Origin of the sequence: Herbaspirillum sp. GCM10030257, assembly GCF_042666555.1 — a bacterium.
Taxonomy (GTDB): domain Bacteria; phylum Pseudomonadota; class Gammaproteobacteria; order Burkholderiales; family Burkholderiaceae_D; genus Noviherbaspirillum.
Window position 1 is genome coordinate 334,269 of sequence record NZ_JBHTDH010000001.1, and the last position, 16,193, is coordinate 350,461.

General features: G+C 57.9%; 11 protein-coding genes. 8 read left to right on the forward strand and 3 right to left on the reverse strand.

Translation table 11 applies throughout. The features are described from left to right. Positions 1 to 20: 20 nt before the first annotated feature. The gene (locus tag ACFQUU_RS01500) at positions 21 to 1,085 is read right to left on the reverse strand and encodes a putative zinc-binding metallopeptidase (RefSeq protein WP_382241593.1); all 1,065 of its coding nucleotides are present in this window, start codon (positions 1,083 to 1,085) and stop codon (positions 21 to 23) included. Between the two features lie 407 nt (positions 1,086 to 1,492). Here ACFQUU_RS01500 and ACFQUU_RS01505 point away from each other — a divergent pair, with 407 nt between their 5' ends. From ACFQUU_RS01505 to ACFQUU_RS01520, 4 genes are all read left to right on the forward strand, one after another. Beyond that, complete coding sequence (locus ACFQUU_RS01505) at positions 1,493 to 3,274, forward strand: N-acetylglutaminylglutamine amidotransferase (RefSeq protein ID WP_382241595.1); 1,782 nt, start codon at positions 1,493 to 1,495, stop codon at positions 3,272 to 3,274. Between the two features lie 84 nt (positions 3,275 to 3,358). Next, positions 3,359 to 5,113, forward strand: a complete 1,755-nt coding sequence (ngg, locus tag ACFQUU_RS01510; protein WP_382241598.1) for an N-acetylglutaminylglutamine synthetase — start codon at positions 3,359 to 3,361, stop codon at positions 5,111 to 5,113. 6 nt (positions 5,114 to 5,119) lie between these two features. Beyond that, entirely contained in the window at positions 5,120 to 6,343 is a 1,224-nt protein-coding gene (locus ACFQUU_RS01515; RefSeq protein ID WP_382241601.1) for an osmoprotectant NAGGN system M42 family peptidase, read from the forward strand. 132 nt (positions 6,344 to 6,475) lie between these two features. Further along, complete coding sequence (locus ACFQUU_RS01520; RefSeq protein WP_382241604.1) at positions 6,476 to 7,000, forward strand: hypothetical protein; 525 nt, start codon at positions 6,476 to 6,478, stop codon at positions 6,998 to 7,000. Positions 7,001 to 7,092: 92 nt separating this feature from the next. Here ACFQUU_RS01520 and ACFQUU_RS01525 read toward each other — a convergent pair whose 3' ends face one another. Then, positions 7,093 to 7,857 (reverse strand): SDR family NAD(P)-dependent oxidoreductase, encoded by a 765-nt coding sequence (locus ACFQUU_RS01525; RefSeq protein WP_382241607.1) that lies wholly within the window; start codon positions 7,855 to 7,857, stop codon positions 7,093 to 7,095. A 218-nt stretch (positions 7,858 to 8,075) separates the two neighbouring features. Between ACFQUU_RS01525 and ACFQUU_RS01530 the strand changes: the two genes are divergently transcribed. Both ACFQUU_RS01530 and ACFQUU_RS01535 read left to right on the forward strand, forming a co-directional pair. Beyond that, on the forward strand, positions 8,076 to 9,266 hold the full coding sequence (locus ACFQUU_RS01530) for a Do family serine endopeptidase (protein WP_382241610.1): 1,191 nt from the start codon (positions 8,076 to 8,078) through the stop codon (positions 9,264 to 9,266). Between the two features lie 485 nt (positions 9,267 to 9,751). After that, positions 9,752 to 10,951, forward strand: coding sequence for a hypothetical protein (locus ACFQUU_RS01535; RefSeq protein ID WP_382241613.1), 1,200 nt, complete (start codon positions 9,752 to 9,754; stop codon positions 10,949 to 10,951). 53 nt (positions 10,952 to 11,004) lie between these two features. Here ACFQUU_RS01535 and ACFQUU_RS01540 read toward each other — a convergent pair whose 3' ends face one another. Beyond that, entirely contained in the window at positions 11,005 to 11,724 is a 720-nt protein-coding gene (locus ACFQUU_RS01540) for a hypothetical protein (RefSeq protein ID WP_382241616.1), read from the reverse strand. 480 nt (positions 11,725 to 12,204) lie between these two features. On the opposite strand from ACFQUU_RS01540, the gene ACFQUU_RS01545 reads away from it, so the two are divergent. Together ACFQUU_RS01545 and ACFQUU_RS01550 are read left to right on the forward strand one after the other, a co-directional pair. Beyond that, positions 12,205 to 13,524 (forward strand): lipase family protein, encoded by a 1,320-nt coding sequence (locus ACFQUU_RS01545; RefSeq protein WP_382241619.1) that lies wholly within the window; start codon positions 12,205 to 12,207, stop codon positions 13,522 to 13,524. A gap of 476 nt (positions 13,525 to 14,000) precedes the next feature. Beyond that, the gene (locus ACFQUU_RS01550; protein WP_382241621.1) at positions 14,001 to 16,115 is read left to right on the forward strand and encodes a putative bifunctional diguanylate cyclase/phosphodiesterase; all 2,115 of its coding nucleotides are present in this window, start codon (positions 14,001 to 14,003) and stop codon (positions 16,113 to 16,115) included. The last annotated feature ends 78 nt before the right edge of the window (positions 16,116 to 16,193 follow it).

A 16,193-nucleotide genomic window follows, 5' to 3' on the forward strand; every position in this document is an offset into this window, starting at 1 on the left:
GCACAGTGAAACACTGGCGTTCAGGATGCCGGCGTCTTGCTGCGCACGACTTCATGGACAAAGCGCAGCTTGTCGATCACCGGTGTTGACAGCGCGAACGGATACGGGTCCGGCATGCCTACGCTGCGATTGAGGCTGTTGAGCACATAGGTCAGGGCAAACCATTCCCGGATGATGTCATCAAACGCATTGCTGCGCGCCGGATGCTCTTCGATGCGTAGCTCTGGTTCATCCGGCTTCTTCGGCTTGAGCATCATCCCGCACGCATAAGCGGTGTCCAGCGTATCCACCATGTGCAGGTAGTGCGCCCAGGTTTCCGCCCAGTCTTCCCAGGGATGCGAACTGGCGTAGCTGCTGATGTAGCGCTGTTCCCAGTCGGGTGGCGCGCCATTCCGGTAATGCTTTTGCAAGGCCTCGCCATAGTCCTGGCGCTCATCGCCAAACAAGGCACGATAGGGTTCCACCCATTTAGTACCGACAATCAGCCGGTCGAAATAGTAATGCCCGCTTTCATGGCGGAAGTGCCCGAGCAAGGTGCGATACGGTTCACCCATTTGTTCGCGAGTGCGTTCACGATGGGCTGGGTCCGCTTCGGCGATATTCAGGGTGATGAGCCCGTTCGCATGACCGGTCATCACCCGCGTGTCTGGCATGTCTTCTAGGAAGTGGAATGCGAGGCCGGTATCGGGATCATCGGCCTTCGGCGTGGGCCGCAGATGCAGCTCCCATAATGAATACAACAGGCGGCGCTTGGCCGCCTCCAGCCGTTTCCAGTACAAGCGGTTCTTTTCTGACGACAATGCAGGAATGATATGCGTCAGCTGGCAGGACGCGCATAGCTCATTCGACGCGTCCGCAGCCAGCATCCAGTTGCACACGTCCTCGCGTGAATAGTTGATGCACTGCTTGTACAGCAGGCCCGCGTTAGCCGGGTTGAGGCTGCGCCATACGCCTTCACCAGCGGGTTCGAAGGTGCTGATCGCACGATGCTCAGGCTGATAACCAAGCATGCCGCCACAGTTTTCACAACGTATGTTTTCAAAAAACACCTGCTGTCCGCACTTGTCGCAGTGAAACGTTTTCATCCCGGTTCTTTCTCAAAGTCGTAGGCCATTCGAGCCAGCCGATGGAGCCTTTCATGGGTTTATCGTTCCCGATCTTTATTTCCATCAAATAAAGATCGGCGATGCTTTCCTGCAAGTATTGAATTTTCCGCTATGCATGGCCGTTGCTAATTTGTCAGGAACCAACAGCACTTTTTTGTCTCTACATAGGTAACTTTTTGAACTTGTAGGGGTGCGGGCATGATGAGGTGCTCCTGCCGCAAGCGCATAGGAGAAGAGTAAGGTCCGGTGCCAATGAATACCATAGTGTACGGCTACCAAATGACACTACTCAGCGATTTCTTGCCGTATTGCCGCGGCGACATCACCAAAGATTTCTTCGATAACCCCACCCATCCACTCACTTCCATATCAGGAGCTCCTCCTCTATGTGCGGTATCGCCGGAGAAATACGTTTCGATAACAATTTAGCCGATATACGTGCGGTCGTTGACATGACGGAAGCACAGTCACGACGCGGCCCCAACGGTGAAGGCTTGTTCAGCCTCGGCACGCGCTGCTTCGGTCATCGCCGGCTCAGCATCATGGACTTGAGCCAGCGGGCTCATCAGCCGTTTATCGACAACATGCTGGGCATGGGCATCGTGTTCAACGGTGCCATTTACAACCATCACGAATTACGTGAAGAACTTAAAGGCGCCGGTTATCAGTTTGTCTCGACCGGCGACACCGAAGTCATCATCAAAGCCTGGCATGCCTGGGGTCCGAAGGCGCTGGACCGCTTTTACGGCATGTTTGCGTTTGCGCTGTGGGAGCGCGAAAGCGGCATCACCTATCTGGCGCGCGACCGCCTCGGCATCAAGCCCTTGTATTACACCAGCGATGCCAATCGTATGCGCTTTGCCTCCGCGTTGCCGGCACTGCTCAAGGCGGGCGGCGTCGATACCGCACTGGACATGCAGGCCTTGCATTTCTACATGAGTTTCCATGCGGTGGTACCGGCGCCGCATACCATCCTGCGCGGCGTACGCAAGCTGCCGCCGGGCAGTTACATGACCGTGCATCCTGATGGTGATTGCAACATCAAGGAATGGTGGCGTCTCGACTTTACCCGCAGCGAGGACGACGAAAAGCGCAGCTTCGAAGACTGGAAATCGGAAGTGCTCAGTGCCCTGCGCCTGTCAGTCAAACGCCGGCTGGTGTCCGACGTGCCCGTCGGTGTCCTATTATCCGGCGGGCTCGATTCCAGTCTGATCACGGGCCTGCTGGCAGAAGCCGGCACCACCGGCCTGCGCACCTATTCCATCGGATTCGAAGCGGTCGATAGCGAGGCGGGCGACGAGTTTCATTATTCCGACCTGATCGCACGGCATTACGGTACCGTGCATGAAAAGCTGCATATTCCGGCAAGCGATCTCCTGAGTGCATTGCCCGATACCATCAACGCCATGGCGGAACCGATGGTCAGTCATGATTGCGTTGCCTTCTACCTGCTGTCGCAAGCGGTTTCACGCCACAGCCGCGTGGTTCAGAGCGGACAGGGCGCCGACGAAGTGTTCGGCGGCTATCACTGGTATCCGCCGTTGACCGATGTCAGCGATCCCTCTAAAGGCGTCGAGGCTTATCGACGGGTGTTCTTTGATCGCACCCACGACGAATTACTGGGACTGTTGAGTCCCAATCTCAAGCTCGATGATGCCAGCGGTCAATTTGTTGCATCTCACTTTGCACGCCCCGGTGCCGACAGTGTGATCGACCGCGCAATGCGCCTGGATACCACGGTGATGCTGGTGGACGACCCGGTCAAGCGCGTCGACAACATGACGATGGCGTTCGGCCTCGAAGCACGCGTGCCCTTCCTCGATCATGAGCTGGTCGAACTTGCCGCGCGCATTCCGGCACAGCACAAGATCGCCAATGGCGGCAAGTACGTGCTGAAGGAAGCGGCCCGTGCCGTGATTCCGGCCGAAGTCATCGACCGTCCCAAAGGTTATTTTCCGGTCCCTGCGCTGAAATACCTGCGCGGCAATTTCCTGCATTTTGTGCGTGACACGCTCGATTCCCAGGCGGCACGCAATCGCGGCCTGTTCAGGCGGGACGTGGTCGACCGCATGCTGCAGGAGCCCGACAGCCACATTACGACCTTGCGCGGCTCCAAGGTATGGCAGATCGCCTTGCTGGAAGCCTGGCTGCAGTCGCATGGACTGTGAGCGGACCGGTTTCCCATCATGCGCGTGCGAAGGCATAGGCGCAGATGGACCAACGCATACCCAACATTTGACAGAAAGTCTCCAATGAGCGCACTTCAACACGATCCGTCTATCCAGGAAGGACAAGGGCATAACGCGGCAACACCAAATCTGTTCAACGACACCCCCGAGCTTGCCGGCCAGTCCCGTTTGCAGGTTCCAGCCAACGCAACACTGGAATGCGGCTGGGGCCGCCTGCTGTATGGACCGGCCTTTGAATCGCCGCAGGCGCTGGCTCAGGCGTTGCAGCAAGAAGCTCCCGGCAAGCGTGACATTGCCTTGCACGTCGAATCGCCGCAGCTGGTCCTGGCGGAGGCGCCGTCGGCGCTGTTTCTCGACCCTTCAGTGATTTTCCGGCGCCAGCTGGATGACACGCCGATCGAAGCGCCGCCACCCGGCGTGGTGATTCGCCCCTTGACTACACGCGCTGACATCGCCGCCATCAATCGCCTGTACAGCATGCGCGGCATGGTGCCGGTCGACCCGCGCATCGTCTGGAAGCAACGGCATTCGGAAGCGGTGGTGTTCCTCGTCGCCGAAGACGAGCGTACCGGCGACATCATCGGCTCGGCGATGGGGGTCGATCACTACGAAGCGTTCGGCGACCCGGAGCATGGCAGCAGCCTGTGGTGTCTCGCGGTCGACCCACAGACAGGTCTGGCGGGCGCTGGCCGCGCGCTGGTCAACTTCCTCATCGCTTACTACGCGGCGCGCGGACGCAAGTTCCTCGAACTGTCGGTATTGCATGACAATGAAACCGCCATTGGCCTGTACCAGAAACTGGGCTTTGAACAGGTGCCCGGTTTTGTCGTCAAGAACAAGAATGCCATCAATGAAAAGCTGTTCGTTGAAACCACGGATTTTGGCGGACTCAACCCCTATGCCCGGCTGATCGTGGATGAGGCACGCCGACGTGGCATCAGCGTCGAAGTGATCGATGCGCCCGCCGGCATCTTCAAACTGCGCTATGCCGGGCATGAAATGCTCTGCCGTGAATCGCTGACCGAGCTGACCGGCGGGGTTGCAATGACCTGGTGCCAGGACAAGGTACTGACCTCGCGTCGTCTTTCATCGATCGGCCTGCGGGTACCGCGCCAGCAGGTCGCCGGTGACCCGGAGGCGGATGCCGCCTTCCTGCGTGACTGCGGATCAGTCGTCGTCAAGCCGGCGCTGGGCGAACAGGGCAAAGGCATCAGCGTCGATGTCCGCACCGAAGATCATCTGGTCGAAGCGATAGAGCGTGCCGCACAGGAAGGCGGCCACGTCATTATCGAAGAGTTTTGCTCCGGACAGGATTTACGCGTTGTCGTCATCGGCTACAAAGTGGTGGCGGCGGCGATTCGCCGGCCCGCTGAAATCGTCGGCGATGGCAGCTCGTCCATTCTTCAGCTCATCGAGCGCCAGAGCGCGCGCCGTGCTGCGGCAACCGGCGGCGAAAGCAAGATTCCGATCGATAGTGAAACCGAGCGCTGCCTTGCCGGACAAGGCCTCAGCTACGACTCCGTCCTCGAATCAGGGCGTGCGGTGAAGGTACGAAAAACCGCCAACCTGCATACCGGCGGCACCATTCACGACGTCACCGCAGAGTTGCATCCCACGCTGCGCGATGTTGCCGAAACCGCAGCCCGTGCGTTGCGCATACCGGTCGTTGGTCTCGACTTCCTGGTACCGGAACCGAGCTCCGAGGAATACGTGATTATCGAAGCCAATGAACGGCCTGGCCTGGCCAATCATGATCCGCAACCGACTGCGCAGCGCTTCGTCGATCTGCTGTTTCCATTCACCACCGCCCATGCGTGAGGCGCCATGCACAAGTTAACAATCGATGTTGATTTCCTGAAGACGACACTGCTCGAACTGCTCCATATCCCGAGCCCGGCCGGCCTGACCGATGAAATCGTGCATTACACCGGGGCGACGCTCGACGCGATCGGTGTGCCCTACGAGCTGACCCGGCGCGGCACCATTCGCGCGGTGCTGCGCCGGAATATGCCGGAACGCCGCCGCACCAGTCCGGCCTGTGCGATCGTCTCGCATCTGGACACGCTGGGTGCAATGGTGCGCGAGATCAAGCCCAACGGCAGGTTGGCATTGACACCGGTCGGTACCTGGTCGAGCCGCTGGGCGGAAGGCGGCCGCGTCACGTTGTTTACCGAAACCGGTCGCTATCGCGGTTCGGTGTTACCCTTGTTCGCATCAGGGCATGTGTATAACGAACAGATCGATACGCAGCCGGTCAGCTGGGACCAGCTCGAGCTGCGAATTGATGAAGACATCGAGACTTCCGCCGACGTGGATGCACTGCGTATCCAGATCGGTGATTTTGTCGCCTTCGATGCCAATCCTGAAATGCTGGAGAACGGCTACATCGTCTCGCGTCACCTCGATGACAAGGCGGGCGTTGCGGCAGTCCTCGCCGCGGTAAAAGCGGTGGTAGATTCCAGGGTGCCGGTCCCCATGGATTGCCATGTCGTCTTTACCCTCACAGAAGAAGTCGGCTCTGGCGCGCGTGCCGTCATCCAGAGCGATGTCAGCGAGGTGATCGGCGTCGACATCGGTCCCGTCGCAGCCGGGCAGGGCGCGAAAGAGCGCGGCGTCACGATTCCGCTGATGGACTCCGCGGGACCGCATGATTATCACCTGACGCGCCGCCTGCTCAAGCTCTGCGAGCAACATGGCATCCGCAGCAACCGCGACGTGTTTCGTTTTTATCATTCAGACGCCAGCGCCGCGGTCAATGCGGGACATGACGTACGCACCGCGCTGCTGTGCTTTGGCGGCGATGCTTCGCATGGCTATGAACGCACACATATCTCGGTCCTCACCGATCTTGCGCAACTGATGACCTTGTACATACAGAGCGGGCCAACCCTGGCTGAAGATCGGCATCATCGTCTCGATTCGGTGGATTCGTTTTCGCATCAGCTTGATGCCGATCAGCTGGCTCCGGTGGAAACCAGCCAGCCCGACGTCAGTGAACTGGTAAGACTGAACGAAGCACGTGAACCCGCCGATCCTGAAGAAATCTGAGCGCAATTTTCACTACAGGAAACAACTTGCGTAGTTCGATCTGCGTCAAACAACGTGGCGAACTAAGCGGCGATAAATTGACCTGATACCTCGGTATCCGCGCTTGCGGTTGCCGTTTTTAAAGGAGAAATAATGAGTCGAGAAAACGATGTCAGCGCGCTGCTGCAACAATACGCAGCCGAAACCGGTGTACGTTCCGTGCAAAAGGTTGAACAGGACTTCGTTGAGGTGGCGCAACAAGTACCATCCGAAACACTAACCCATGGATTGTCGGAAGCGATCTACTCGGACCAGACCCCGCCTTTCGAACAGATGGTCGGTGAATCGTTCGAACGCGGCGATTCGCGCCAGCGTGCCGGCATGCTGAAAGAGCTGCTTGATGCAGCCGGTCCCGCTGCCGCACAGCCACTGATCGATAACGGCGTCTTGCCTGCCACACCGGATCATATCGAGACCACCGGAGGACTGGTCGATTCCGAGCTTGCAGGACGGCTGCAATCTTCACTGGTCGAGCAGGTTGCGTATGAAGCGGCACAGGAAGACCCGTCGGTGATCGACAGGATGAGTAGTCTGTATGCCGAAGATCCCGAACTCGGCAAGACGCTGGGCGGCGTGACGCTAAGCGTTGCGCTTGGCAAGATGGCGGAAAAGCGATAAATCCTATCGCCCGTAACACTAACATTGCACCGCACGGCGGCCATTGGCCGCCGTGCTCTACAGTAATTCGAGCATCGCTAATACCATCATCGCTATACCATTGGCGGCTGTCCGTTGGACGCGGTCAAACCACCATCGATCGGCAGATTGACGCCGTTGATGAAGCGCGCATCGTCGCTGGCCAGAAAGGCGATCACGCCAGCAACTTCTTCCGGCTCCGCCCCACGCGCAAGCGGAATCCGTTCACGAAACTTTGCCATCATGGCGGGATCGGCAAACATGTCGTCCGTCATATTGCTGCGCGTCAGGCTGGGACACACCGCGGTGATGCGTATCCCGTCCGGTCCGTGGTCCATCGCCAGCGCACGGGTGAAGTTGGTCACCGCGCCCTTGGCGGCATTGTAAAAACTTAGTCCCCAGTCGCCACCCAGCCCCGACACCGATGAGACATTGATGACCGAGCCCTTGGTCTTGATCAGTTCGGGTATCGCAACCCGGTAACCGTAGAACACGCCATCGAGGTCGATAGCCATTACCTGCCGCCAATCATCGACGCTGGCCTCGGTAATCTTGCCTTCGGGCGCGATCCCGGCATTGTTCACCAGCACATCCAGACGCCCGAAGCGTTGCAGCGTGTCGGCAACCAGGCCTTGCACATCGTCGAGACGTGACACATCGGTGACCCGGGCCAGAGATTTTCCCTGGGGCAGCCTGGCCGCTACGCTATCGAGCTTGTCCCGGGTGCGGCCAGCAAACACAACCAGCGCACCTTCGTCGGCGAACCGTCTCGCCGTTGCCGCCCCAATACCTGAGCCGGCGCCAGTAACAATTACCACTTTTTCGACAAATCTGTTCATGCCCATTCCTTCATAGATTGGTATGCATCGATGTAATAAAAATTCCACAGGTATGGATGCCGTTGCTGCGGAGGGAGTTCATGGGCCCGGCATGAAAATTGATTGCGGCTGAAGCAATGCGCGTGCTTGCATTTTTATTTTGTAGTTCCGATGCAGTACGCAATGCTGCCATTAGCGTTAACATTCCTGATCACAAGTCCGCATGATGGAGAAGAATAATGATGACCCGGTCACACACCTGCTTTAAACCCACGCTGGTGGCGTTCGTATTGCTACTTGCTGCCTGCTCGAAATCCAATGACGACGCGCCGGCGGCAGGTGTACCGCCACAGGCGCCTGCGCAGGTTCAGCAAGCACCGGCTCCGGCGCAGGGAGCAGCGGGCAGCGTCGCGACGCCGGCCACCGGCTCAGGCGTCGAACTGCCAAGCTTTGTCAACCTGGTCAAGCAGCAAGGTCCCGGCGTGGTCAACATCAGTGCAGTCCGGCTTGCTCGCAACCAGGGCGATGCAACGGGGCTGCCGGAAGGCCATCCCTTGCGTGAATTCTTTCGCCGTTTCGGCGGGCAGCCGGATGCCGGCGAAGCGCCTGCCGGCGGCCTCGGTTCCGGCTTTATCATCAGCCAGGATGGCTATGTGCTTACCAACGCACATGTCATCTCGGAGACTGATGAAGTCACGGTCAAGCTGACGAGTAAACGGGAATACAAGGCGAAGGTCATCGGTGCCGATCCCTACACCGACGTGGCGCTACTAAAGATCGACGCAACCGGGCTGCCGGTGGTAACGATTGGCGATCCATCCAGGCTGGAACCCGGAGAATGGGTCGCGGCGATTGGCGCACCATTCGGCTTCGATAATAGTGTCACCGTTGGCGTGGTCAGCGCAAAAGGCCGCATGCTGCCCAATGGAAGTTATGTGCCTTTCATACAAACCGACGTCGCGGTCAACCCCGGCAACTCGGGCGGGCCGCTGTTCAGTACACGTGGTGAAGTGGTCGGCATCAATTCGCAAATCTATAGCCAGACGGGCGGCTATATGGGCATCTCGTTTGCGATTCCGATTGATATTGCGATCGGCATCTCGGACCAGCTGCGTGCAACCGGAAGGGTCTCGCGCGGACGCATCGGGGTGCAGTTACAGGAACTGACTTATGACATTGCCACGTCGCTGGGACTCAAGGAAGCCAAGGGCGCGCTGGTAGCCGCAGTACAGAATGGCGGCCCGGCGGACAGGGCCGGCATCCGGCCAGGTGATGTGATTACCTCGCTTAACGGCCAGCCGGTACAGACGACAGCTGATCTGGCTCGCCTGATCGGCGGCACCAAGCCAGGCTCGACGGTCAATGCCGAGGTATGGAGCAGAGGGGCAACCAAGACCGCTACCGTCAAGGTCGACGAACTACGTGGTTGAGCGCACAACGCACAGGCGATGCCGTCATTGCCTGTGCGTTGCCAACGGCAACTTCAATCCAAAGTCCAGCCGACAAATCGCATTATTTCATCGAGGCACGCATCGCGTGCGGCATCGTTGAGCCACCTCAAGGCCGTGCGACTTTAGTCCTCGCCTCAGAGCCTATTCACTACGCTGTCCTATGCTGGGTATTAGCCTGGCAACCGCAGGGCCGCTGTCACAACCACTTCCTTTAACGTTGTACAGGTTCCTCTTTCTTTGGAAAACCGTCAGCAATGAAAGAAATCAACTTACCACGCCCTTTTTTTCGCAGGTATATCGCTACTCTCAGAGGGCCTGTCGCCTTTATATGCCTGATAGCAAGTGCAGGTCCGGTAGCTGCGCAAGTTGTCATTAATCCTGTAACCGGTTCCACCGTCATGACATGCCCGGAAGGGCCAACACACCAATGCAGTGGCAACAGTGTTTTGCGCGTTGATAACGGCGTGACGCTCACCAGCTCGGGCGTACAGGTATATGGGCGCTCGACCAGCGATCTTGCGCCAAACAATACCAACCTTACCGGCGCGACCGGACTGGCGCCGGCAAGCGGCGGTCTGGCAGAAGTCAGGCTGGCCAAGGATGCCAACGCTATTCCTTCAGCGCCTGTACTGTTGCTAAGCAACCTTGGACTAACCTGGAATGGCAGGACGGAGCGTCCGCCGATCATCGAAAATTTCGGGACGACACAGGGACGTACGCAACTGGCAGCCAATGGAACCGTTACGGATGTACCGCTGCCACCCCCGACAAACTTTAATTTCTTCGACTTTGCGCTAAGGGGAGCTAACGGGACGCAGGCTAACTATGCCAATAATCGCTACTTTCCACGTGCTGAGCCAATGCGTTGCCCGGCCGGTCAGCCTTGCCCGACATCAGAGTCAACCGGCATGAAAGTTGGACTGGGCGACTGGCGACTGGGAGGCGTGGTCAGCGATCTTTCGATTGCGAGCCGCCTGCATAGCGACGGCGACATCCGCGCGGGAGCAGCACAGGGTCCCAACGGCACTCCTGTTGCGTTTCCCGGTGGCGATGGCGGCATCGGACTTCCAAATGCCGGCACCAAGGGATATCGCAGCATCTCCACCTGGAATTATCATGTCGCAAATCTGGCTACCTGGGTGTCCCAGGATACGGTGGATATTGCGGAATGGGGTGGCGGCGTCGAGCACAACAAGAATCGGCGCGGTGTCGTCGCGTTTGGTGCAGTGACCGACCCTGCCGCCGTACCGGTTGCGGGTGCTGCCGGCTATGCTGCAATGGTCGTCGGCTGGTACACACCCAACAGCCAAACCGACCCCGTCCCTTTCCGCGGCACCGCTACGGTAATTGCCAATTTTGTGACACGCCAGCTGCAGGTCATCATCGGAAATTCAGTGTCCGATACTGAACCGGTCGTCCCGGTCCCAGCCACCATCGGAACCACTATCACCGCCGGGGCGGCGAACAGTAATGTCGCCAACTATGCGACCGGTACGGCGACTGCCGGCACACTGACCGGCGGGATCAGTGCCCGGTTTTTCGGCCCAGTCGTCACCACGGGTACGGAAGGTGTAGGGCCCATGGAAATCGCAGGCGCATTTCAGCTTTCCGATGCCCAGACGGGTGCCACGATCACGGGTGGTTTTCTCGGGCGCAAGCCATAAAAAGCAGCCTGCCGACTGGCGACGAGGTTCGGCTACAGTCCGCGCCGATACGGCTATCGTTCGGGTTGCCGGAACTGACTATCGATCCACTTGGCGGCCGAGGCCTTGTTTAACTTGAACGTCGGTGCAACGCGGACTTGTGCCAGTTGCACCGCGAACTCGTCATAAGCAGTCAGCGTGGCAGTCGCATTGTCTTCGTCGGGACTGATGTCGAGTGCCACCGTGACCATGGCGGAGCGGGTCGCCACCTTGACGCTTTTGTGCAGCATTGCGTGCAACTGTTTCTCGTGCTTGCGGCGTTCTGCGGCAGCATTTTTAATTAATGTGGCAACTGCCGTTACATCGAGCGACTTGGGCTCGTCGCTGCCGCGTTCCTTGGGCCAAGGCATAACCAGGGACGGACCGGCATCGCCATCCATCGTCATTTCGACAGCCCAGCCGTCGCTATTGTCATTCTTCGTGACCCGCGCAGTCCATCCGCTCTCGGACCACAGCCGTGGCTCCTGGATCACCGCCTGTAAGGCTTCTTCCGATCCCGCATCTGATTCGGGCCCATGCTCAGACTCAGACATAGATGCGGGTACAAATTCTGATGCCGGTGGCAATGCCTGTTCCGCCAACGTATCGTTCGCCCGCACTGGTGTTGAAACAGGCGAATGCGGAATGGTGGCTGGCCTTGTTGCTGCATCTGTTTCGTGCCGACGCTCCGTGTCAGGGCTGAACAGAAGCCCAAGCTCAAGCTGATTGGGATCGACAGTTTTTTTCCGCTTCATTTACCTTCCTACAAATCGCAGGCATTTCCGGAAAATTCCCGGCCAGCCGGCAGACTATTAAAACATTGATAACGACAGCGCGCCGCGTTGCGTCGCATTGGACGGTAGACCGACATGGGAGTTTCAGCCCTGCATCAGCGCTGCTGCACTAAAACCCCCGACTTGGCAACATTCCAGAATTGCCACTTAAGAAAGTTCCGGTCTGAGGTTGATCATTTCAGCGCGGTTACGAGCAAATTTTTTCGCTTGAATTCGTTACACAACTATTTCCGCGTTATATGATATTTACCAGAACAAAATCGAATTCTGCTTGGCGGAACAGATGGCGTTCGAGCTTAAGGCAGGGTCCAACACTGCCGCAAAACCCGATGTCCATCCGGATCGGATACACCTGCATCGGATAGCACGGATAGTACTGCAGAAGACGCTTGCTGGAGCAGTAAGCACCGCAGGTTTTAAAATTACTGGAGACAACAATCAATGAAGATTACATCAAGGCATACCGTCGGGCTGACACTGCTCGGCGCAGTAATGCTTACCGCTTGTGGCGGCAGCGATAACGGAGATAAGCGCGGCACCCTGCTCGAGACACCGCAACTTCTGGCGACGGTCACCGCCGCGCAGGTCGATGCCGGCACCGCATCATCCGGCCTGCAACCGGTTTCGGGCAAGGCTAAATGCGATGTACAGATCATCTCGCTCAACTATGCCACCGTGGGTGTTAACCAGGAGGAAACCAATTCTTCAGGCGTCATGCTGGTGCCGGCAGGAACCTGCGCCAGCAACAGTCTGCCGCTGGTAGCCTATGCCAAGGGAACCGATGTGCAAAAACCGCGCACCCTGGCAAATCCGAACGATCCGGAAACCTTCCTGCTGATGGCAATGTATGCGGCGCAGGGCTACGCTGTGGTCGCAACCGACTATCTCGGCTTCGCAAAATCAAGCTATTCGTACCATCCCTACCTGCACGCCGATTCCGAGGCCAGTTCCGTCATCGATTCCATCCGTGCCGCGCGCAGGACTGCCTCATCACGCAACATCAACCTGTCGGGCAAGGTGATGCTCACCGGTTATTCGCAGGGCGGTCACTCGTCGTTCGCCGCCCAGCGTGCGATCGAGCGCGACCTGTCCGGTGAAATTGGTGTTGTCGCCGGTGCGCACCTCGCGGGCCCCTATAATTTGTCCGGCTCGTTCAAGCTTACCGATGCCATTGCCGGCTATCAGTTTTTTGTCCCTTATCTGGTCACTTCATGGCAGAAGGCATATGGCAATGTCTACAGCAATGTAAACCAGGCTTTCAAGGCGCCTTATGCAAGTTACATTGAAAACCTGTTACCGAACCCGACGCTGAACTACACCACCCTGGTTACTTCCGGCACCCTGCCCGGCGGTCCGGGTGTGACGCCCAACCAGGCGCGCGATGCGGTATTCCAGCCGGCCTTCATTACCGATTCGCAGACCAACCCGAACAATGCACTGTTCCAGGCTGCGAAGCGTAACGACCTGCTGGGCTGGAATCCGAAGGCACGTACGTTGCTCTGCGGAGGCGCGGGCGATCCAACCGTGCCGCCTGCCGTGCACCGGGATGTGGCGCAAGCCGACTTCAGCAGCCGTGGCCTGACGAATGTGACATCCGTCGACGTCGACCCACAGGTGCAGGCAGCCTTTGGCGTCGGTGGCAGGGCACCGACCGATCCGACCAGTGCAGCATTTGCGACCTACTACGGTAATTACCACGGTATCTACGAGCCGCCGTTCTGCCATGCTGCCGCACGCGCCGTGTTTGATGCGCTCAAGTAGTTGACTGTTTTTCTGTAAAAAGAGAAGGCCCTGCGGGGCCTTCTCTTTTTTGTGTCGCTGGCAGTCGTTATTGCATCCTCTGGGCATCCACAGCTGTTGTGTCGCGCTCAACATTTGTCTTTCGGCCAGCAAGTCGCGCCGAATTAAGATATCCTTCATGATGCGTTGCGGCAATATTGCGCACGCCCAGGACGCCCTCAAAACATGCCGTCCTGACAATCTCCTGCGTGTATGCGCGTGACGATCGGCACCTGCCGGCCAACCGGCGGTCCAGATGCCGGTCGCCACATTGCTTGCATAGCCCAACAAGTTTCATCCTGCCCGTCTAATCGATGTGCTTTTCTCATCGACGAAGCATGGCCTCCATCTGCGTGCCCTAATCATGCCGCGCATTGCCGTATGACGCCGTATGTGGACACGCGGCGTCAATCTGTCGAACCTAATTTCGGGCGTCCGCTTCAGGCGGGCGACATGTCATGTTGCAAGGCTCCTATAGTTATCCGCTTGTCATCGCGTCTTTGTTCATCGCCACGATTGCTTCCTACACCACGCTGGATCTGGTGGGGCGTATTGCGACGCTGGGCAAAACCACTTATCGCAGCTACTGGTTAATTGGCGGCGCGATTGCGATGGGCCTGGGTGTATGGTCGATGCACTTCGTTGGCATGTTGTCCTTTTCATTACCCATTCCATTGGGATATGACCCGGCCATCACTTTTTATTCGCTGCTGATCGCCGCTTTCGTTTCCTACTTCGCCCTGAATCTGGTCACGCGTCGCGATCTCTCGTTCCGGCGGCTAATGTTCAGCGGCGTCATCATGGGATTAGGCATCGCCTCGATGCACTACACCGGGATGGCAGCCATGCGGATGGAACCCGAAATTGAATATACGATGACCATCCTGATTGCGTCGGTGATCATTGCCATCGTCGCATCGATCGCCGCCTTATGGCTGGCAAATGCGTTACGCGGGACCCAGCCGGGCAGACTGTGGTTAAGACGTCTCGGGGCGGCGCTGCTGATGGGCTTGGCCATCACCGGCATGCATTACACCGGCATGGCTGCGGCGAAGTTTCCGACGGACTCGATTTGTCGTGCTGCTTCCGACATCAGCGCAAGCTGGCTGGCGGTGTCCGTCAGCGGTGCGACGCTGAGCATTCTTGCCATCACCGTCATTCTCTCGGTGCTGGATGCGCGTCTCGAATCACGCACCAATCGTTTTGTGGAGCGGCTTCAGCACCAGGCCACCCATGATGCGCTAACCGGTTTGCCCAATCGCACCTTCCTCGTTGATCGCATGCAAGCGGCAATTGCTTCTTCGTCCACGGGCGGGAAGCGTTTCGCCGTGTATTTCATCGACCTTGATGGGTTCAAGTCAATTAATGATTCTTTCGGGCACAACAGTGGCGACGCCGTGTTGAAAGACCTGGCCCAGCGTTTGAGAAGTGTCGTTCGCAAGCATGACACCGTCGCCCGTTTCGGCGGGGACGAATTTATCCTGCTGGTGGAAGACATTCCGGACATCGGGGCCGCGGCGCAAATCGCCGAAAAAGTGCTGGCGAGTTTCTGGAATGATTTTGAACTGCCGGGCGTCCGCATGCCCATCTCGCCCAGCATCGGCATCAGCATCTACCCACATGACGGTGACAACGTGGATGACCTGCTCAGCCGCGCCGATGCGGCAATGTACGAGGTCAAGTCCAGCGGACGCAACAACTACCGTTTCTATGAGCGCAGCATGAATGCGGCGACGCTGCGCAAAATCACGATTCAGCAAAGCCTGGTATCCGCAATGAAGGATGGGCAGTTCTTCCTTCACTATCAGCCGAAGTTTACGTGCGCTGACCGCACCATCCTCGGTGCCGAGGCCTTGCTGCGCTGGCAGCATCCCGAGCTTGGCATGGTGTCACCGGTGGAATTCATTCCGATCGCTGAGCGTTCGGGACAAATCATTCGGGTCGGGCAGTGGGTAATCGAAGAAGTATGTCAACAGCTCAATGCGTGGCGGGCCAAAGAGCTGCAGATTGTTCGCATTGCGATCAACTTGTCCCAGATCCAGCTTCGCTCTCCATCGCTGGTGGAGGACATCCTTGGTGTGACCGAACGTTATGGCATCGTCCCTGCAATGCTAATGTTTGAGATTACCGAATCGGTTGCCATGGAAAACGCCGAAGAGACTCGCAAGACCATAGACAAGCTGAAAGAAGCGGGTTTCAACCTGGCCATTGATGATTTCGGTACCGGCTACTCCAGCCTGAGCCATCTCCAGGAGTTCGGTGTCCATCAGATGAAAATCGACCGGGCATTTGTCCAGTCCCTTGTCGCTGGGGATAAGAAAGGCAGGTCGATCGTATCCGCCATCATCGGCCTCGCCCATACGCTGGACATGGAAGTCGTTGCCGAAGGCGTCGAAACCCACGCGCAGCTGGAAATGTTGCGGGAACTGGGATGCGACCAGACACAGGGCTTCCTGCTGGCCAAGCCCATGCTCGGGGCGGATTTCATTCAACTATTGAATGCGCCGCCGGGTAACCATGCGGATGACATTGGTGGTCGCGCTGTAAACCCTACGTCTGCCAGCATGATGTGATTCCGCCTAGTATCAGGTGAAGCAGTGCCAGCGTACCAATCCGCAGCAAAAGGAAACAACAGCAGCAAGGATGTTGCA

Excerpts from the sequence above, each read along its gene's own strand:
- ACFQUU_RS01500 (WP_382241593.1), bottom strand. The coding sequence starts at position 1,085 with ATGAAAACGTTTCACTGCGACAAGTGCGGACAGCAGGTGTTTTTTGAA.
- ACFQUU_RS01505 (WP_382241595.1), top strand. The coding sequence starts at position 1,493 with ATGTGCGGTATCGCCGGAGAAATACGTTTCGATAACAATTTAGCCGAT.
- ngg (WP_382241598.1), top strand. The coding sequence starts at position 3,359 with ATGAGCGCACTTCAACACGATCCGTCTATCCAGGAAGGACAAGGGCAT.
- ACFQUU_RS01515 (WP_382241601.1), top strand. The coding sequence starts at position 5,120 with ATGCACAAGTTAACAATCGATGTTGATTTCCTGAAGACGACACTGCTC.
- ACFQUU_RS01520 (WP_382241604.1), top strand. The coding sequence starts at position 6,476 with ATGAGTCGAGAAAACGATGTCAGCGCGCTGCTGCAACAATACGCAGCC.
- ACFQUU_RS01525 (WP_382241607.1), bottom strand. The coding sequence starts at position 7,857 with ATGAACAGATTTGTCGAAAAAGTGGTAATTGTTACTGGCGCCGGCTCA.
- ACFQUU_RS01530 (WP_382241610.1), top strand. The coding sequence starts at position 8,076 with ATGATGACCCGGTCACACACCTGCTTTAAACCCACGCTGGTGGCGTTC.
- ACFQUU_RS01540 (WP_382241616.1), bottom strand. The coding sequence starts at position 11,724 with ATGAAGCGGAAAAAAACTGTCGATCCCAATCAGCTTGAGCTTGGGCTT.
- ACFQUU_RS01545 (WP_382241619.1), top strand. The coding sequence starts at position 12,205 with ATGAAGATTACATCAAGGCATACCGTCGGGCTGACACTGCTCGGCGCA.
- ACFQUU_RS01550 (WP_382241621.1), top strand. The coding sequence starts at position 14,001 with ATGTTGCAAGGCTCCTATAGTTATCCGCTTGTCATCGCGTCTTTGTTC.